Source organism: Novosphingobium sp. ERN07 (assembly GCF_012641335.1).
Classification (GTDB): Bacteria; Pseudomonadota; Alphaproteobacteria; order Sphingomonadales; family Sphingomonadaceae; genus Novosphingobium.
The window spans coordinates 135,560-154,026 of the sequence record NZ_JABAID010000008.1 but is presented as its reverse complement, the minus strand read 5'-3'; the positions used below and the strand labels follow the sequence as shown (position 1 = coordinate 154,026).

Here is an 18,467-nt window from a genome sequence, read left to right as displayed (position 1 = left end):
GGCCTTCAGAAGGAAATTGTCGCGCGGGCGAAGGCGAGGAAACCCTCGTCGGGGAGCGGACCGCGTGCGATCGAGCGGCTGCCCGTGATGTCAAGGTTGACCGGGCCGAACGTCAGGCCAAGGCCCGCGGCAACGCCCGCAAGCGTGCCGCGCGCACCGATGGCGGTGGCCGGGGCAACACGGCCAAGGTCGAACGAGACATGGGGGCGCAAGAACGCCTGCCCGCGTCCAATCTGCACCGGCAGCAGGCTGGAGAACTCCTGTTGCAGGTAAAAGCCGCGATCCCCAATCAGGCTGTTGTCGAAGAACCCGCGAACTGTGAATGGCGAGCCGATAACGATCTGCTCGTTGGCATAGAGCGGATCGAAACCATAGAGCGCTTCGAACTCGGTTGACGAGGTGATGCGCACATTGCCGGCCTGCAGCGGCACGACAAATGCTGCGCGCGCGGTGAGCTTGTCAAATTGCGCGTGCGGCGTGTCTGCCGTCCTAGCAATCGTGGAATCGTCAAGCGCGCCAAGGCCATCGATCCCCTTGGTCCAGCCAACCCCGGCCCTGAAGCTGCCGCGCCCGATCAGAACAGACCAGTTCGCTTCCAGCGCGACGGTCGTGAGCACGCGCGAACTGACCGGAAGGAAGATGCCGTTGATGAAGTTGCGATTGCGCTTGTTGGTGAGCTGCGCCGAAAGCTCGACCTTGTTGCGCGCATTGCGCCAGACCGCAGCATCGACCCGGCCGAATGCATTGGAACTCGCGCCCGTCAGCACAAAAACTGTGCCGCCATCTGTCACCGTCTGCGATCTGTACTCGCTGTCGTTGTACCCGCCGGTAAAGGTCAGCGCATTGAACGGCAACGAAAACAGCAGATTGTTCGAATGCGAGTCCGTGTTCGGCCTGTTTTCAAAGATGGTCTGGCGCCGCGTGTAGCTCCACATCTCGTTCAGGCCCAAGGGATCGTCGAGGATGATCGTACCGGTGCCTTGCCTTCGCCCGGTATTGGTCTGGCCCGTATTGTCTATCGACGCGCTGAGGTGCAGGCGCGAATCCGGGCGATTGGTGATCTTGACGATGCTGTATCCCGGCTTGGAACCCGGAGTTATGTCCAGCGAAGCGTGGTTCGATGCGAGCCGGTTGATCTGGTCGAGACCTTGCTCGAACACACGAAGATTGAAGCCATTGTTCCTGACAAGACCAAATGCCGTAAACAAATTGACGGTACCTTTGGCGTTGTCATCGAGGATGACTTTTTCGACCCGTCCTTCCACGACATCGAGCACCAGCACGCCCTGAGCCAGATTCTGCGGTTTTATGTAGACGCGCGTGGTCGGTCGACTCTTCTCGATGTAGTAGCGGGTGATGTCTGAGAGGAGGTTCTCCACATCTCCAAGACCAAGGCAGCGTCCGAGATAAGGAGCGGTCAGTCGCTCCTGACCTTTCTCGCTCAGCAGCGGGCTGTGCTCGAATTCAATACGGTTGATCGTCTGGCATGACCCGGGCGCAGCTTCGGCTTGCTCGTGCGTCGGCACTTCAATCACGGTTTGGCTTTGCGGACGCGTCAGGATCCTTGTCGTGTCTTCGTCGACCCGTTCCTGCTGCTGACGCTGGATCGTGTCGGCCTGCCGGCCGGCTTCTGCAGCACCCGGCGGCAGTACCGCCTGCGCGAAGGCTGCTGTTGATGGTATCGTGACAGCCATGAAGGCCAGAAGGCTGGTTGATGCGACGCATGGCTTGCCCGGCAGACGCAGCGCACGCGCGATAACTGTGTGAATAGTACCCCTCATGCCGCGCTAGGAAGAACAGTTCGCAAACGGAGACAATCGCGACAGATTGACCCAAACTGGAGGCGTTCAGTCAAAATGTACTGCTCGGCGGCAATCCGAACAAATTAAGGTGGCGCTACGGTATATATAGGGATCTATACCTATAGTTAATTTCGGGCGTTAGCGTGACCGCGGCCAGAAAGCGGCGGGCTGCGTACGTCTCGTGTTAGTCGTTGGAGCCGCGCTTGCATGTGTGTTGTCGGCGCCGAGTTGGGATTGCCGAAATCAAGGCCTCTCCTCGCCCGTCACCGCCAGCATCGTGTCGCGCAAAAACTTCAAACCATCACCACTGGATCGTTTCACAGTAATCCGGCTTGCTCTGCCAAAAAGACCGCGCTGGTACGGTTGACCGCCCCGGTGACTTTCAGAATTCGTTGCACATGCCCCCGGACGGTAAACTCGGAAAGGCCCACAAGCCTTGCGATCGATTTGTTGGAATGTCCCTCACGTATGTGGCGCAGAATCTCCAATTGGCGGTTGCTCAGGCTGGCCGCCGCCTGCATCGGATATTCGTCAGGCACACATTCCCGAAGCAGATCGACAAGCACTCGTGGGGGGGCCGTTTTCGACAGCAGCGTTACTGCCGGAATGGAGCGAATTTGTTCCAGAGTGCGCGGATCAGTCTCTGCCGTGACGATTGCCAAGGCGGTTGACGGCCAACAGGTACGCGCGAGCGAAATGGCAGTGTCTCCGCAAATACCTTTCAGATTGTAGTCCAGCAGAAGAACATCGGGTGCGCTGTCGCTATCGTCGAACGCTTCGCCGAGCGTGGCAAACGTTGTGACCACGGCCGCCGGAAAATTCTGATTTATAATCAGCGCCATGCCTGCGCGAAACAGGTCATGATCGTCTACGATAAGCACCGAAAACGGCTTCATCTGCTCGCTCGCACCATCACTCTACCCTGGGCATCATATTCCGCTGCCTCTTCGCGGTCAGCGCCGATGACACTGGCCTCGCGCCGTTCATGATCACAAATCTGCGCAATATTCCACGCTGGAATGCACGATTTGTCCCGAAATACGCCAGTTGTTGCATAAGTATTTTCGCGCTTGAACGTCTGCACTCCGCCCAAAAGGGGCACTTGTCAAAATCGATTGCACCTGAAATGACTGCGGTTCGGATGAGGGACAAGTTGGGGCTCGGTTACTGTCTGGTCCGCCGGATACGGCGTAACGCTTCCGCTGCATGCGTGGCGATGCAGCGGCCGGTTAACACGTATGCAATTGCCGCACCCCACTCAACAGCCCGGCGCGCCTGACCATGCTTTCCGACCGCCTGTTTTTGGAACCCAACGAGCCCGTGTCGGAAAGGCTGACGGCACTGTTCTGGCAGAGCTTTCTGCTCGCACTGGCCTATGCACTGACCGGTTACGCCGGGCTTGAGCTTGCCATCGTCGGTCGCACCGTCACGCTGTTCTGGGCGCCATCGGGTATTGCCATGGCAGTTGTCTGGCTAGGCGGCCCGCGTTTGCTGCCGGGCATCGCCGCTGGAGCGCTTCTGGTCAACCTCCTGACCCTCAGCTCGCCAGTTGCTGCGGTGATCCTGGCTCTGGGCAACACCTTGCCCAGCTTTGTTGCGCGGGCCAGCCTCCTCAGGATCATAGAAAGGCGCAACGCCGTCGCCGAATTGGGCGAACTGGAGCGCGTAGCCCTGTTCATTGCCTTTGCGGGATTGGCCTGCACCACGATCAGCGCATGGTTCGGCACGCTCGCTCTGGATGTGATCGCACGCCACCAGGCGCCATCGTTTGAGACGTGGTTCATCTGGTGGATGGGCGATGCAGCCGGGGTGATCGCCGTGGCACCGCCGCTTCTGTTGTGGCAACGCATTGTCTCGGCTCGCCTCACGGCTTGGCGTATTGCCGAAATCGTTGCTTTTGGGTTCGCCATTCTCGGGGTCATCGCAAGTTTTCGCGTGATAGTCTCACCGATATGGGCGGTCGAAGTGTGCAAGCTGGTTTGCTTGTTGATCGGCATGGCGGCGGCTGTTCGCTTCGGGCTTACCGGAGCAGTCCTCTCCACGGTCTGCATTGCTGTCGGCACGATCATTGTGACGGTCAGCGGCTATGGCCCGTTTCTGCGCGGCGGCGTGACCAGCAGTTACGCCTTGCTGCACTCCTTCCTGCTGATCGAGGCCGTCGCCAGTGCGTTGCTGGCAGCCGCTCTGGCAGACTTGCGCCGCTCCCTTGCCCGCAGCACAATGGCGCGCCAGATCGCGCTGGATGCCAATCTTCAAAAGTCAAAGTTTCTGGCCGCAGCCAGCCACGATTTGCGTCAGCCAATCCATGCGCTCAAACTGTCACTGGATGTCCTGACTCAAAGCCAGCCACCGAACAGCAGCCAGAAGGTGCTCGATCATGCTCGCGCGGCGGCTAACGCTTCGGCGGATATGCTTGATATGCTCCTCGATTTCTCCCGTACCGAAATTGGCGCAATTCGCCCGCGCAACCGGGTCTTTGCACTCCAGTCGCTGCTCAACAGCCTTGAGGCGGAGCTTGCCCCCGAAGCTGACCGGAAGCAGCTTGTGTATCGCACGCGGGAAACCGAGGCGATGCTGTTTGCCGATCCGGCCTTGGTGGAAATCATTCTGCGCAACCTGATCGGGAATGCCCTGCGCTACACTCTATCAGGCGGTATTCTCGTCGGTTGCCGATTGCGCGGCGATCACGCTGTTATTGAGGTGCGCGATACTGGCATCGGCATTCCTGAAGACGAACAGGCCAATATATTCAACGAGTTCCATCAGGGCTCCCAATCGCGGGATATCGATAGCAAAGGCCTCGGTCTTGGCCTTGCCATCGCTTCGCGGATCGCGCTCGATCTTGGCACCACGATCACCGTTCGCTCAAACCCGGGCAAAGGCAGCGTCTTTTCCTTCCGCCTGCCCCGCGCAACGCACGACGCATTGCAAGGTACGCCGGCCTCCCTCTAGGCTGAGGACCCATTGATCCGAGAGGCATGATCTGATTCAGGCTCCGCAAGGAGGTGAGCAAGAGCGACCTGTATTGGCTGACGGACGAGCAGATGGCGCGGCTCTGACCGTATTGTCCTAAGAGCCACGGCAAGCCACGGGGTCGATGATCGGCGGGTGCTGAGCGGGATCATATTCGTCAATCGCAACCGGGCGCGCTGGTGTGATGCGCCGAAGGGCTATGGCCCACCTAAGGCACTCTAGAACCGATGGAAGCGGTGGGGCGAGATTGGTATCTGCCTTCCGCATGATGGAAGGGCTGGCCGCTGAGAGCGCCGCTCCGAAGACGGTTATGATTGATGCGACCCAGAGCAAGAGCAGGATTGGATGGGCAATGAACGACCAATGGAAAAGTCACCGAGTGTAGCCTGTGTCGATCTCATTAACTTGAGCGCGCATCAACCAGTCCAAGTCTAGCGACGAGATGCTTCACCCCGTCCATCGCGCCAGCATGTAGTGCTCCAGTCACCGACTGAATGATTGCTGAGGAAAATGAGGAGTTTGGCCGTTTTCTTGGATTTTTCCTTTCAAAATCAACTCAGTGCCATGATGCTGTTGTGGCTGTGCCCCTGCCGTCTAACCCAAACGGTACCCGATGCCGGGTTCGTTGCGGATCAGCGAGGGTGAGGCTGGGTTTTCCTCAACTTTGAGGCGGAGCGCGCGGATCACCACGCGCAGGTATTCCACGTCGCTTCGATGGGCTTTACCCCACACGGCTTCCAGAATGGCGCTGTGAGTCAAAACGCGGCCACCGGCGGTGATCAGTTGGCGCAATACCGCAAATTCCTTGGGCGTGAGCGTAACCGGTCGGTCACCAACTTTCAGTTCGTGCCGTGCGAGGTTCATGTGCAGTGGGCCGTGGGTCAGGCTTTCGCCGGATGGTGTCGCCCGCCCTGCGCTGCGCAGGGCAGCGCGCAGGCGGGCCAGCAGTTCGTCGCCTTCGAAAGGCTTGGTCACATAGTCGGACGCACCAAGATCGAGGGCCGCGACTTTTTCCGACACATCGGTCCGGGCCGATAGCACGATCACCGGCGCCGGGCTGCGCGTTCGCAGTGCTGCCAGCAGTTCGATACCGTCGCGGTCGGGCAGCCCAAGGTCCAGCACGACGGCATCGATCCGCTGCGCATCCAGCGCGGCCAGTGCCGAGCGGGCGTCCTTTGCGGCGATGATCGAATGCCCATCCCGGCCCAGCACGATTTCAAGCAGGCGAAGGATCGCCGGTTCATCATCGATGCACAGCACCGCGCTCATGCAATATCCATCGGGCGCGCACGGGCGGCAAGCGTGAAGCAGGCCCCGCCAAACTGCCCATCCGTGATCGTCACTGTCATGCCCATTGCATCGGCAAATCCCTTCACGATGGCAAGGCCGAGGCCGCTGCCCTCATTCCGATCCGATCCCTTGATGCGGGCGAAGCGTTCGAAAAGGCGGTTGCGTTCAGGCGGCGGGATGCCCGGTCCATCATCTTCCACCGCGATGAGCACAAGATTGTCCTTCGCATTCGCCCTTACCGCCACGATGGTGCGGGCATGGCGCAAGGCATTGTCGATCAGATTGGCCATCACGTGCAGCAGCAGAACCGCATCGCCTTCGATGAACGGGAGATCGGCGGGGATATTCTGCTGGATAGTGATGCCCGCAGGCGCTGCCACACTGTCAAAGGCCGCGGCGACAACATCGACCAGATCGATGCTGTCGGCCGAGGCGGCAAGCGAGCCGTCTTCGATCCGCGCTGCGCCGATAAGGTCTGCCATCATGCGGTCTAGCCGCCGCGCTGCCTGCAATGCGTCCTGCGCATCATCGCGCTGCGTGGCCAGCAGTTCGAGCCGCCCCGCAATCACGGTAAGCGGCGTGCGGAAATCGTGGGCCAGCGATGCCAGCAATGTCTGCCGTAAGCGGTCTTTCGCTTCGGCCAGTTCGCGGCTGCGGCGTTCCTGCGCAAGGCTGGCCCGATCACGGCATTGCCCAAGCAACTGGCACAACCTGCCGACATGCTCGACCTCTTCGGCGCCTTGCGTGGTGCCGCAGGATGGCCGCGAAAGGGCAAGGATGACCTGATCGCTGCGACTGCGCGGGTGAATGGGGATGAACGTCCATTCCGCCGCCGCCATCGTTTGCGTGCCATGCCCCGTCACATCGCCATTGTGCAGCGCCCACGCGGCGGCAGAGCGATCCACCGAAGACAGCGCAGCATCGTCAATGCCAAGAGCCTGTTCATCCAGAAGCATGGCTTCGCCGTGGCGCTTCGAAAGGAACGCCACGCCATCGTGGAGCGCCCGATCCGGCGGGTCTGCCGACAGGATCATGGCCATCTCTGCTGCTTCCGCGCTCGCCTGTGCTCGCGCGTTCGCTTCAGCCTCGCGTGCAAGCAGCCGCGTGGCGAGGCGGCTGGTCACGATTGCTACCGCGCCTAGCACGAACATGCTCACCAGATTGTCGATCTGGTGCACGCGGAAGGTGTAGCGCGGTTCGAGCAGGAAGAAGTTGTAGGCCGCCGTCCCGGCCAGCGCCGCGACAAGGCCGGGAACTATCCCGCCACGTGCGGCCACCAGCAGCACCGGCAGCAAGAACAGCAGCGATGCCGAAGCCAGCCCCAGCGTTGGCAGCAGCACCACCGTGAGCAGGGCCACTGCCGCCACGGCCATGAGAGCAATCAGACTGGTGATGAAGGTCCGGTTCACGGCGAAGACCTATAGCTCAATCTGGCTGCCGAGTTCGACCACCCTGTTTGGCGGGATCGCGAACCATGCGGTCGGGTCGGCTGCGTTGCGGTGCAGGGTCATATATATCACCGTCATCCAGCGCGGCAGAACTGGCTTGGTCGCAAAGCGGATTGCGCTGCGGCCCACGAAGAACGATGTGCCACCGGAGCGATCAAGCAGGCCTTGGCTGCGGGCAAGATCGCTTGGCACGTCGATCCGATCCAAATAGCCGTAGTGCAGCCGGACACGGACGAAATTGTCATCGATGCGATCTATGGCAAGGCGATCTGCCGGATCGACCCACGGGCGCGTCACCGTTTCGACCTTGAGCAGGATGGACAGGCGGTGCAACGCCTTGTTGTGCTTCAGGTTGTGCAGAAGTGCCGCGGGCGCGATATCAAGGTTCTGCGTGAGGAACACGGCGGTGCCTTCGATCCGCGCAGGCGGACGCTGGGCAAGGGCCTGCGCGATTTCCTCCATCGCGGCACCATGCTCGGCTGTGCGGGCGACAGCGGCTTTCCTGCCCTTCAGCCAGGTCAGGATCACCATACCCATGATTGCGGCGACGACCAGCGGCACCCATCCCCCTTCGGTAACGCGCAGCATGTTCGCGCCGAAGAAGAACAGATCAAGCGCAAGGAAGGGCGCGATCACGGCACCAGCCCACACGCGGTTCCAGCCCCAGTATTTCCAAGCGATCACAAAGGCGAGACAGGTGGTAACCACCATCGTTCCGGTAACCGCGATGCCATAGGCGGCGGCCATTGCCGAGCTGCTGCGAAACCCGAAAACGAGTGCGACCACACCTGCAAACAGCAGCCAGTTGACCGCAGGCATATAGATCTGGCCAATCTGGTGGGCAGACGTCTGGCGGATCGTCAGGCGCGGCAGCAGGCCCAGCGCAATCGCCTGATGCGTCAGCGAATAGGCTCCGGTGATCACCGCCTGGCTGGCTATGACGGTGGCAAGCGTGGCAAGGATGACCAATGGCGCGCGCAAGGCATCGGGTGCCATCAGGAAGAACCAGTCGGCATTCGCAAGGCTCTCGCCCGATGCCTGCGCGGTGGCGAGCGCTTGCAGAGACATCGCGCCCTGGCCCAGGTAGTTGAGGCTGAGCGCGGGCCAGACCAGCGTGAGCCAGCCAAGCTGGATGGGCTGGCGGCCAAAATGTCCCATATCGGCTATCAGCGCTTCGGCACCGGTTACGGTCAGAAATACCGCGCCGAGCACGAAAAGGCCGGTCAAGCCGTTCGTTGTGACAAAGGTGATGGCGTGGAGCGGGTTGAACGCGGCCAGCACGTCTGGAGCAAGTATGATGTGCCACAGTCCCAATGCGGCCAGCGCGCCGAACCAGACCAGACATACCGGGCCAAACAGCGATGCGATCCCGGCGGTGCCTTTGGCCTGAAACGCAAATAGGGCGGCCAGAATGCCCAGCGACAACCCCAGAATGACCGGCTCGGACATCCCGCCAAACCCCGGTATGGTGCGCAGGCCTTCAACCGCCGACAGCACCGAAAGCGCAGGCGTGATGATGGCGTCGCCATAGAACATCGCCGCCCCGGTCGCGCCCAGCAGCAGCACGATGGGCCACCGCCCATCGGTCGCCCGCTGTGCCAGCGCCATCAATGACAGCACGCCGCCTTCGCCATTGTTGTCCATCCGAGACAGGAACAGAACGTACTTCAACGTCACCACCACGATTAGCGCCCACAGCGCCAGTGACAGCACGCCAAGAATTTCGGGCCGCGAAATGCCGTCAGTGCCGGTTTGTGCTAGCGCTTCGCGGAAAGCATAAAGCGGGCTGGTGCCGATATCGCCATAGACCACGCCAATCGCCCCCAGCGTGAGCGCGGCGAGCGCAGGCTGCCTGCTATGTGCGGGCGATGACGAAACAGGGATAGGTGGAGAGGAAGATTGCACGTCAGGATGCTCCTTTGAGCAACATCCTTCGGTGAAAGCGCCATTAGATTACCATGTGGGATCGGCCAGATGGACGTAAGTTTTGCATAAGATTTCGGGTACTGATCATGCCCGCAAAGGCAGCACTATCGATACACGCGCTGAGAGGACCGTCTTGACGACGATCCTTCAACGCTTTCAACGCTATGCGAAGAAATGGTGCCAGAAGAGGACTCGCATCGAATTATGTTTTATGTGCTATAACAGCGACATAGGCGATGTGGTTTTTGCGAAGGCCCGCAGAAAAGCCCGCATTTCAATGTGGTCTAAAGGTTCGAGTCTTTTCATGGGACTCGAATCTTCCGAAAATGGCGGATTTCCGCCATTTCTGCACCGTGAACAAAAGCGGAAAATCTGGCCTTTCAGGGACCGAAAGGCCCGCAGAAAATCGTTCATGGAGCGTTCCAGCTTGCCCCGCCTGTTCTCTAGCGATCCTGTCCAACACGCAGTTTGAATGCATAATCCGACGGCTGTGATCGGCAGGCCTGGCCCAATTACCTACGCCGGGGTGAGAACCCCAGAAAACGATGCGGGGTCCAGGCCTGCCCCTCCGTCAGGAGGAACTTGTCATGTGCGAGCTGGGTCAAAGGAAGATCCAGACTTCCACATGTGAAGCATGACGACCGCCAGCTTTCGGGCCACAGCAACTCTTGCCTTCGACAATCCGACTTTCTTCCTCAGTGCCAGCCCCCATGCCTGCAATGCGCTTTCTGCCTTTGTCGAGCACAGCAAGACGGTGGCAGCCGAGACCAGGTGCGTCCGCGTGAGCTTGCTACCGAACCTGCTGATCCGGCCGACCCGGGCGAGAACGCCCGACTGATGGATTGATGGGGTCAATCCGAAATAGGGGCCGACATCGCGGGTTCGCTGAAAGCGCCATGGATCGCCGATGGCGCTGTAAAACGACAAGGCGGTGATTGGACCGACGCCAGGGACGGTCATGAGGTTAGAACAGACTGGATGAGCAAGAGCTGCCGCACGGAGCCGTTTGTCCATTGCTGCAATATGCGAACGAAGGTTTTCCGCGATCGAGATGAGCGGCCGGACGTCGGCATCGACATCGAGCCCGTCCCCCCGCAGAATTTCCAGCTGATCTTCGATGCCGCTGGCGAGTCTGCCAACACCGCTGCTCGTCTTGAGCTTTCCTCCGTGCAAGCGGACTATGGACTGAACCAGAGCGTCGATCTTCATGCGCTGCTGGATGAGGTTCTTGCGGACATTGAGGAGGCTGCGCAGGTTCTGACAATCGAGTGGCTTTACGAAGACCTCTGTCCCAATGGTGCGCCCGACGCGGCCGAGCTCCGCAAGCCCTCTCGCATCGTTGGAGTCAGTCTTCTGCCGCCGGATAGCGAGGAACTTGGAGGCACGACGAACCTCCGCGACATAGACAGGAAAGCCCTGAGCCTGGAGTTCACGCACCATGTGGGTGCCTACGCCCGCTTCAATGGTAATGCGCTGCACCGCTTCGACACCGAAGGGGCGCAGGATATCCTTTATCTGGCCTGCATGCGTTTCCCGTTTTCCTTCGAACAGGATTTCACCGAATTCGTCGATAAGGCACACTGCTGTTTCCGCAACTCCGGTATCCAGACCAACCCAGTACTTCCGACCTGCCAACACTATCCCCCATGAAAACATAGCGTTTTGGCGCGGCGTCATTTAATCTCGCGGCAGGAGCCCTGCAAACTTCCGACGTCCGCAAACCAATGTGAGGGTAGCAATCGGAAATAGATTCGCCGAATGGGATTGGTCCTTTGAATCACGAAACACGTTCTAGGAAATCGTAGGAATGGCCAAGCTCGATCCTCGCCGCGCGCTCGATGAGCTCATCAAGGAACGCGGCGAGTCTTATTCGTCGGTCTCGCGTCTGCTGAGCCGGAATGCGGCCTATATCCAACAGTTCATCAAGCGAGGTAGCCCGGCGCGTCTCGACGACAGCGACATCGCGCAGCTGTCGGTTCATTTTGGCGTCCCCGCCGCTGTCTTTGGCGGAGACGAGGTTCCGGAAAGCGCGGGGCTATCGACGATCGCGATCCCGGTTCTTGGCGCCACCGATGCTGACGATAGCCTTGGCCGTGTCCGTCTTGTGGACGAGGCATGGCTGCGCAGTCTCAGTCACAAGCCGACGGGAGTTTCGATCGTCAGGGTCGAAGGAGACGCGATGTATCCGACATTGCGGGATGGCGATGAGGTGCTGATTCAGCGCTATCTCGCCAACGAAAATCCTCGCGACGGACTTTACGTCATCCGAGCCGATGCCGGATTGCTGGTACGAAGGATCGCGCTCGAACCGGCACGAAACCGCATCGCCGTACTGACTGACAATCCAAGCTATCCCAACTGGGATGGCCTCATGAGAAACGCGATACAGATCGTTGGGCGCGTCATCTGGATCGGCATGCAGCTAGCTTGAATCCGCGGCCTCGAGCGTTGCTCCGTCAGAGCGCCAAATGCGCCTGACCGCTCAGTCCTCGGCGCCGGTCGACCATTTGAGGCGCGTCTTCAATCCATTCAGATGAGTCCAAGGCAAGATCCCGCTATGCTGAAGCATGCCGACAATGATGCCTGGCGCGATACCCTGGCTCTCCGCGAAATCGAGCACCGCTCGTTCGCTTCGCGGTCCCGTCGCGACAAACTGCCTCCACGCGCTCGTCGAAACGAGCGTGTTGCAGGCCCACGCATCGGCCTCTTTTTCCTCATCGGTGCCGTCGCGCGACTTATCATCGACGAAAACGCTCTTCTTGCTGTGCAGGAGGATGTGGGCGGCTTCGTGGAAGAAGCTGAACCACAAATGGTCGTCTGATTTGTGGCGTGCGCTGAGCTGGATCACGGGCTTGCGAGGCGAAATCCACCATGCGGCACCACTAAGCGCGGTTTTCGCAAGCGGCGGCACCAAGGCAAGCGCAACACCAGCCTCATTGCACAGCGCGCGCGTGCGCGGAATGGCTTGCTCGACGGGTTCACGCGTCAAGGCACGGATCTGCTTCAACGCCAGCTTGAACTGCGTTTCGCTATAATCTGCACATTCCTGCTGCTCTGCATCGAGTTCGCCGAGACGGAGCCAGGTCGCGAGCGCGACCTCATTGCTTTTGAACGACGGCGAGTGCCGATAGGCAACCTTCGCCAAGCCGTACTGGCTATTCCAAGCGTCGAGCGACCCTACGCCGAAGAACGCCAGCAGCTTTGAGACCGCGTCCACGGGATTGACTGGTTTTACGAAGCAGCGGCGCTTTACCAGGTCATTGATGGGGAATGTCTTTGACCAGGCGATAGCGTCCTTTGCCCGTGCTGCGTCAGCCTCACGCGCTCGATGGAGCTGGTAACCGGACTCGATCGAGAGCCACAGATCGGCGTCAACTCCAAGAACCTTCTCGAACTGGATTGCGGTTTCGGGTTCGAGTGAGGCCTTGCCGGCAATGATCTCGCTGATGAGCTTAGCCGAGCGCCCGCATCGCCGAGCAAACTCGGCTTGCGACATGCCATGAACTTCCAGGCGTTCTTCGAGGATCCAGCCGGGTGGTACGGCATAGTCCGGTCGGAATTGGTTGGCTGCGGTCGCCATCGTTGCATTCTCCATCAGTGATAATCGACCACTTCGACGATCGTTATCGCTGTCACCTTGGTTAAATCGATTCCCCCGTCTTCGTTGCGAGGGATTGGATCATGGCTGACTTCAAAGATCAGGCGCTTGGGATGAACCAAATCGACTGCATACTGCTCATCCCGGTCCTCGGTCAGCTGGTGCCTTCGTTCGGGAGGCGTAACGGGCACCAGGCTCAGGTCGCGCGCAGCCCGAAGCACCGTCATGCGCTTCATTATCGCCTTGGCCATGGGTGCCCCATAAGCTCTGAGCAATTCTGCCTGCGCATTGAAGGTCTTTTCGAGCTTGCGCTTTCGAAAATCGATATCCAAGAGATTGGCTCATTTTCGTTACCTAATAGGTAACGCCTTAACGGAGGCTTGCTGATTGCGCAAGGGAGGGTGCGGTCGAGTTATTGCTGACTTGGCGTCAACCCGAGACAGGCAACCTTGCCGCCATGATCACGTCTGTTCGCTTTTCCATCTTAAGGCGTGAATAGGCCTGCCGGCTCCGCATAGCTTTTGATCGTGCGCTCGGGCCGCTCATGCCAGCCGATGTTGAACGCCCAGTAGGTCGGAAAGAAGTAGAGCGTCGAATAGGGCAGGTTCTCGTGCACCCAGCGCGCAAGGATTCGCCAATCGCCAGGCTCCTGATGTTTCGCCCAGAAACTCGGCACCACGACGCAGGCCATCGCTCCCATGTGGCCCTCGGCGTCAAGACGATCCCAGATGTGTCCAGCGTAGTTGCTCTCGTTGGACGCACAGGTGTAGCCGGCCTTCTTCTTGCGCTGCATCTCGTTGCAGAAGCCGTTCACCTCGCACGAGCGGTAGGCCGAGCGGATGGCGATCCGCCCCCAGTGATCCTGCAGTGGTTCGAGCAATTCCTCGCACAGCCGCTTGCCGGCCTCGATGGCCAGTTCGGGGTCATCGGGCGCGTTGTTGAGCCCGTGGATCATGGCAACTTCCGAATAGAGCATGTCGCGCATGAAGAAGGATTTCGACAGCTGTACCCGGCCCAATTCCGTGAGCGAAGGAACGGTGCGTGCCGTTCCGAGCCGCTTGACCGCTCCCCCGTTCGACTCCGCTACCCATCCGATCCGCAGTGCAACGCCGTCGCAGACTTTTGCCGGACTGATTGCGCCGACTGGCGCGTCTGGAAAACCCATGGCCTCGGCAAAGGTCCGGTAGTCGTCAAACCAAGAGCGTTTGGGGCAAAAGCTCTGAACGATCATCGCTGCATCACGCGCGCAATAGCGTTGGGCTTCGATGACTGCGGAGGCTGTGCGGTGAATGAGTTGGTATCGGATTGTCCCGACCGTCGCCGGATCGAGATCGAGAATTCGGCATAACCGCTCCAGGCGGGCTGGGCGTGCGGTCGCATCCCCTTTTGCCTCTGAAAGCCACTCCTGGACTGTTGGGCCGAACGTCTCGTCCACCTTCGCCTCAACGGCCAGAACGCCAAGACGCCCATCAAGGCGAAGGATTGCCATGAGATCGGTCTGGCTCGGTCGCTGACCATCACCAAGGTCGACCGGGCGCTCAAAAAACGCATCGACCAATGTGGCTCCCTTGAACGCGGGGTCATGATCGAGAGCCGATTTCACTGAAGGCGGAAGCCCGTTCGCAGAAAACCAGAGATCGGTCACCGATTTGGCAGAACGACCTGGCTGCCAATGCGTTGGCGATCCGAGGTGATGGATCACGTCTTCGGGTCGCAATACTGGGACATGCAGGCGGCGGATGGTCGATTCACTTTGCATGGCGCCGAGCTTCTTTTCTTCCAGCATCATGTCAACAGGATACAATAGGCCCCACGGTTATACGACGAGCTCGCTTTGAAGCGTTAAGAGAACCAAAAGGCCAGCGTGCCACATAGAAAGTCGCACGATATCGGAATTGAAGATATCCTCGGTGCAGAGGACCACAGACGCGACAAGGGGCCATGACACGATCTCTGCACGCCGATTTGGCGCAGCGATATTTCCTTGAGGACCTCCCCGGCGCCACTCAAGTGGGTGCCCGGTTGTACGGCATTCTCTTGAAGATTGATGCAGGTGAGCAGGTGACCGTGTTACAGCGGCAGTTTCTCGTCACGACTGGCCTGCGTGCGCTCGATGCCTTGGCGGAAGGCCAGGCAACGCTGGAGGAGTTTCAAGCCGCGGCCCAGCGAGAGCAGGCAGCGCGCATTGAAGAGGCTTCGGTCAAGGCCCTGAAGGATGCGGCAGAATTGGCAGAACGCACTGAGGCCAGGGCGGCTGCCGTCAAGGCGACCTTTGCCGCCATGGCGAACAATCCGGCACTCCGTCGAAAGCGAGAAGCCAAAGAGCTGCGACAGCGCTTCGGCGTGGGATATATCGAAAGCGAAGATTATCGGCGTGTGATGGCGCTTCTTAGGCAAGTCGCCAACGGGCAACGCCTCAATGTCGAGGACCTCGCGTGGCTAAAGACTGAGGCCGATTACTGCTGGACCGACGAGCTGCAGAGAGCCTGGCATGGATTGGAAGCCGCAGCCCTGACCAAAGCGTGGGAAAGCAGCGGTGACCCCTGGAATGTCGTGAATGCGAGCGGGCATTGGCGTAAGGCTGGTGAACCGGAGCGAGCTTTGCGTCTGACCGAGGCGGCCTTGGCAAAGGTCGGGGCAAATCGCAAACTCAGATCGGCCTTGGCGACAACGCGCGGCGGAGCAATGCGTGACCTACGCCGCTTTGACGAGGCGAAGGCACTGGCAAGCGAAGCGCATGAACTGACCTCAAGTGATTACAGGCCATGCACGTTGTTGGGCGCTGTTCACATCGAGTTTGGGGACCTCCCAACAGGGCACGAATGGTATGCAAAGGCCGAGAGCCTGGGAGCGCCGCGCCAAGCGATCGACCATGAATTGCGAGGGTTGCTGATGCGCTCTCCCTTGCAGGAACAGCAGCGCATTCGTGAATTTCTTCTTCGCCAGGATCCCGAACGCTTTGCTTGGCTCCGGAGTTGGCCCGGCAAAGGTCCATCCGCCACCCATTCGAAATCCGCGCAAACGCTGAACAGTGAGGATCACACCGCATTAGCCGAGGCAGGTAGGCATGATCATCGTTCCCGATGATCCAGGCCCTGCAGGTCCCGACGAGGTATTGAAGGCGGCTGTCCAAAAAGTATTCGACGGCGACGGCTTCCTGGCAAGCGTCTGGCATCCCTATCGTGAGGCTTGGGTCGAACGCGTCCCCTTCCGCTTTGCGTTCATCGACGCGCCCGAAATGGAGCAACCGTTCGGTCCGGAAGCCAGAGACTTTTTGGCAGGTCTCATCGCGAGCAAGGAGCTTCGCCTTGACCCGGTCGGCAAAGAGTCGACTGGCTACATGCCCATCGACCCGTACAAGCGGGTTTTGTGTATGGCGTTCCTGACCGAGCAAATGGACGTCGGCACGGTCGACTATTATCACGAAGGCAAGCGGGGCGGCGGTTCAGTCAGGCGAGCGCGCCCTGTCACGCGCAATATCGAGCTCGAGATGATCGTGAACGGGTGGGCTTGGGTGACCGAGCAATATTCGTTTGATCGCGAAGCAGAATACTTCGAGGCGCAAGATGATGCCCGGCGGGATCGGCGGGGCCTATGGGCGATGGACAATCCGGAGCCGCCCTGGACCTTCAAGCGCCGTCAGAAACGTCGGAGCAAGGCATCGGAGGGACAGGGTCGACTGATCTAACTCGAGATCGCCGAATTTTCTGCGCTCATCCTAATCTGGCGGAGATCCAGAGCTGAATGTCGTCTTCTGCCCACGCGACGGCATATCCCCCAAGCTGAACCGGTTTCGGGAACTTCCCTTCGGACATCCACCGGTAGATCGTCGACCGACCGAGGCCGACGCGATGCTGAACTTCCTTGAACCGGATCAAGCGGGTGATCCTGCGTTGCTCGGGTGCCGGCGCCGGTTCTGTTTCAGCCATTGCGCCCTCCAAAGCTCGCGCTGCCTTCACCCAGCAACGCATCCTTGCGTTCGAGCTCGTCGATGTGATCAGCCAGAAGCCGCGCGACGCGGTGCGCCGTTCCCTTGGCCCAACGGGGCTTCACGTCATGTACCTGGTTTCCAAGAACCCGCTCAAGGGCGGAGGGAAGTTCGCCGACCAGTTCCTCGAAGAATAGGGCAATGTCGGTCTGAAGCCAGCGGGTTGCCTGATCGCCACCGGCTCCCAAGAACAGCAGCAGGTGAGCATGCGGCGCCATGCCTGCTGAAGCGAGGATGCGCAGCGCTTCGCCAAGGCTCGGGCTTCTCTCGCCGCACAGCGTCCGACGCAGTGCATCCTTATGAAGGTCTGCCTCACGCGCAATTTCGCAGCGATTGCGGCCACTCAGTTCGACTGCGGTGTGCAGAAGGTGCGCGAGGTCGCGCCGGGTCTGGCTTTCACCAAGTACGCCCATGTCGATCACGGTTGTTTCTCCTCTGGCTAGCATGATCGACTCACCGGCTATCGGAAGAGGACGGGTGTAGGAAAATGAAAAGAACATAAAAGGAACAAAGAGGAAGGCGCGAATCAGGCATCTCTTGCGATTCGCGCAGAAATCGGCCGATCTGGCGCGGTTTCCGGCGTCATTGGCGCGATCTTCGGCCTGATTGGCGCTCAAGGAGATCGAGGCAGCGCGATTGCCGGCTCGCGCACCTCTTGATGTCGCTTTTTGCTTGGCCGGCAGGCCCCAAACAACGGTCGCGATTTCCTACAGGGGCATCGAGGGATCACGAAGAACAGACAGCGAACGGGCCGACCGCTCGCTGCTCCTTCAACCCTCGAAAGGCCCTGCCTCATGAATACCCCTCTCCAGTTTGCCCGGCGCACCCAGCTCAAGGACTACATCCTGCCCGCACTGGTTGCCCTCGCCGGTGCCGGCGCGGCCTATGCCGGCGCCGACACCACCTTCGATCCCGCTCTCGTGAAGTTCACCGATTTTCTCGAGGGCTCGGGCGGCAAGATCATCACCGTGCTCAGCCTCGCGGGCGGCCTCATCGGCCTCGCTTCGGGCCGCTTCACGCTCGGTCAGATCGCCGTTCCCGTGGGCGTCGGCATCGGCGTCGGCACTGGCGTGCCGATCGTCACCTCGGTCGTGACCGCGGTCATCTGAACAGCGGATCCGGTCACGGCGGGAGGGCGGCATCATGGCTGACAAGTACCTCGTACCCCAACGGCTCGACGATCCGGAGCTCATTGGCTTCTGGACCATCGACGAGTTCGCGGGGCTGCTGATCCCCTTTGCCTGGGGGATCCTGGCGCAGCACATCTTCATCGGGATCGCTCTCGCCTTTGCGACCTGGTTCGTCTTGCGGAAGGCGAAGTCCGGAAACGCGGGCTCGGCGCTGGTGCATGCTGCCTACTGGTACATGCCCGGGGGTTTCCTCGGGCTGAAAGCCACGCCGCCCTCCCATTGCCGCCTCCTGGCCGGCTGAGGGAGACGAGC

General features: G+C 60.1%; 17 protein-coding genes and 1 pseudogene. 7 read left to right on the top strand and 11 right to left on the bottom strand.

Features of this window, described 5'->3' with window-relative positions; all coding sequences use genetic code 11:
* Positions 1–5 precede the first annotated feature (5 nt).
* Together HGI47_RS12815 and HGI47_RS12810 are read right to left on the bottom strand one after the other, a co-directional pair.
* Positions 6–1,781, bottom strand: a complete 1,776-nt coding sequence (locus HGI47_RS12815; RefSeq protein ID WP_168853157.1) for a ShlB/FhaC/HecB family hemolysin secretion/activation protein — start codon at positions 1,779–1,781, stop codon at positions 6–8.
* Positions 1,782–2,119: 338 nt separating this feature from the next.
* On the bottom strand, positions 2,120–2,698 hold the full coding sequence (locus tag HGI47_RS12810; RefSeq protein WP_168853156.1) for a response regulator transcription factor: 579 nt from the start codon (positions 2,696–2,698) through the stop codon (positions 2,120–2,122).
* Positions 2,699–3,083: 385 nt separating this feature from the next.
* On the opposite strand from HGI47_RS12810, the gene HGI47_RS12805 reads away from it, so the two are divergent.
* Both HGI47_RS12805 and HGI47_RS12800 read left to right on the top strand, forming a co-directional pair.
* On the top strand, positions 3,084–4,754 hold the full coding sequence (locus tag HGI47_RS12805) for an MASE1 domain-containing protein (RefSeq protein ID WP_168853155.1): 1,671 nt from the start codon (positions 3,084–3,086) through the stop codon (positions 4,752–4,754).
* Positions 4,755–4,846: 92 nt separating this feature from the next.
* Positions 4,847–5,112, top strand: a pseudogene (locus tag HGI47_RS12800) (transposase); the annotation flags it as partial.
* 257 nt (positions 5,113–5,369) lie between these two features.
* Here the strand turns inward: HGI47_RS12800 and HGI47_RS12795 are convergent.
* The 4 genes from HGI47_RS12795 to HGI47_RS12780 form a co-directional block, all read right to left on the bottom strand.
* The gene (locus HGI47_RS12795) at positions 5,370–6,044 is read right to left on the bottom strand and encodes a response regulator transcription factor (protein ID WP_168853154.1); all 675 of its coding nucleotides are present in this window, start codon (positions 6,042–6,044) and stop codon (positions 5,370–5,372) included.
* Positions 6,041–7,474 carry a DUF4118 domain-containing protein gene (locus HGI47_RS12790; protein WP_370521710.1) on the bottom strand — a complete coding sequence of 478 codons (1,434 nt, stop codon included), beginning with the start codon at positions 7,472–7,474 and terminating at the stop codon, positions 6,041–6,043. Before HGI47_RS12790 ends, HGI47_RS12795 begins: the two co-directional genes overlap by 4 nt.
* Before the next feature lie 9 nt (positions 7,475–7,483).
* Complete coding sequence (locus HGI47_RS12785) at positions 7,484–9,418, bottom strand: potassium transporter Kup (RefSeq protein WP_168853153.1); 1,935 nt, start codon at positions 9,416–9,418, stop codon at positions 7,484–7,486.
* Between the two features lie 606 nt (positions 9,419–10,024).
* Complete coding sequence (locus HGI47_RS12780; RefSeq protein ID WP_168853152.1) at positions 10,025–11,116, bottom strand: IS110 family transposase; 1,092 nt, start codon at positions 11,114–11,116, stop codon at positions 10,025–10,027.
* Positions 11,117–11,246: 130 nt separating this feature from the next.
* On the opposite strand from HGI47_RS12780, the gene HGI47_RS12775 reads away from it, so the two are divergent.
* Positions 11,247–11,870 (top strand): S24 family peptidase, encoded by a 624-nt coding sequence (locus tag HGI47_RS12775; RefSeq protein WP_168853151.1) that lies wholly within the window; start codon positions 11,247–11,249, stop codon positions 11,868–11,870.
* 51 nt (positions 11,871–11,921) lie between these two features.
* Here the strand turns inward: HGI47_RS12775 and HGI47_RS12770 are convergent, their stop codons facing one another.
* The 3 genes from HGI47_RS12770 to HGI47_RS12760 all read right to left on the bottom strand — a co-directional run bounded on the left by HGI47_RS12770 (position 11,922) and on the right by HGI47_RS12760 (position 14,826).
* Positions 11,922–13,019, bottom strand: a complete 1,098-nt coding sequence (locus HGI47_RS12770) for a HigA family addiction module antitoxin (protein WP_168853150.1) — start codon at positions 13,017–13,019, stop codon at positions 11,922–11,924.
* 14 nt (positions 13,020–13,033) lie between these two features.
* Positions 13,034–13,369 (bottom strand): type II toxin-antitoxin system RelE/ParE family toxin, encoded by a 336-nt coding sequence (locus tag HGI47_RS12765; protein WP_070157779.1) that lies wholly within the window; start codon positions 13,367–13,369, stop codon positions 13,034–13,036.
* A gap of 152 nt (positions 13,370–13,521) precedes the next feature.
* Entirely contained in the window at positions 13,522–14,826 is a 1,305-nt protein-coding gene (locus tag HGI47_RS12760; RefSeq protein WP_168853149.1) for a hypothetical protein, read from the bottom strand.
* A 152-nt stretch (positions 14,827–14,978) separates the two neighbouring features.
* On the opposite strand from HGI47_RS12760, the gene HGI47_RS12755 reads away from it, so the two are divergent.
* Positions 14,979–16,124 (top strand): hypothetical protein, encoded by a 1,146-nt coding sequence (locus HGI47_RS12755; RefSeq protein ID WP_070157781.1) that lies wholly within the window; start codon positions 14,979–14,981, stop codon positions 16,122–16,124.
* On the top strand, positions 16,105–16,725 hold the full coding sequence (locus HGI47_RS12750) for a thermonuclease family protein (protein WP_168853148.1): 621 nt from the start codon (positions 16,105–16,107) through the stop codon (positions 16,723–16,725). Before HGI47_RS12755 ends, HGI47_RS12750 begins: the two co-directional genes overlap by 20 nt.
* A gap of 25 nt (positions 16,726–16,750) precedes the next feature.
* Here HGI47_RS12750 and HGI47_RS12745 read toward each other — a convergent pair whose 3' ends face one another.
* Entirely contained in the window at positions 16,751–16,966 is a 216-nt protein-coding gene (locus tag HGI47_RS12745; RefSeq protein WP_070157783.1) for an AlpA family transcriptional regulator, read from the bottom strand.
* On the bottom strand, positions 16,959–17,642 hold the full coding sequence (locus HGI47_RS12740; protein ID WP_240950166.1) for a hypothetical protein: 684 nt from the start codon (positions 17,640–17,642) through the stop codon (positions 16,959–16,961). The genes HGI47_RS12745 and HGI47_RS12740 overlap by 8 nt, the downstream gene beginning before the upstream one ends.
* Positions 17,643–17,819: 177 nt before the next feature.
* On the opposite strand from HGI47_RS12740, the gene HGI47_RS12735 reads away from it, so the two are divergent.
* Together HGI47_RS12735 and traL are read left to right on the top strand one after the other, a co-directional pair.
* Positions 17,820–18,134: a hypothetical protein gene (locus tag HGI47_RS12735; RefSeq protein ID WP_070157785.1), complete on the top strand. Its 315-nt coding sequence runs from the start codon at positions 17,820–17,822 to the stop codon at positions 18,132–18,134.
* 34 nt (positions 18,135–18,168) lie between these two features.
* Positions 18,169–18,456, top strand: a complete 288-nt coding sequence (gene traL / locus HGI47_RS12730; protein WP_099185468.1) for a type IV conjugative transfer system protein TraL — start codon at positions 18,169–18,171, stop codon at positions 18,454–18,456.
* Positions 18,457–18,467 lie beyond the last annotated feature (11 nt).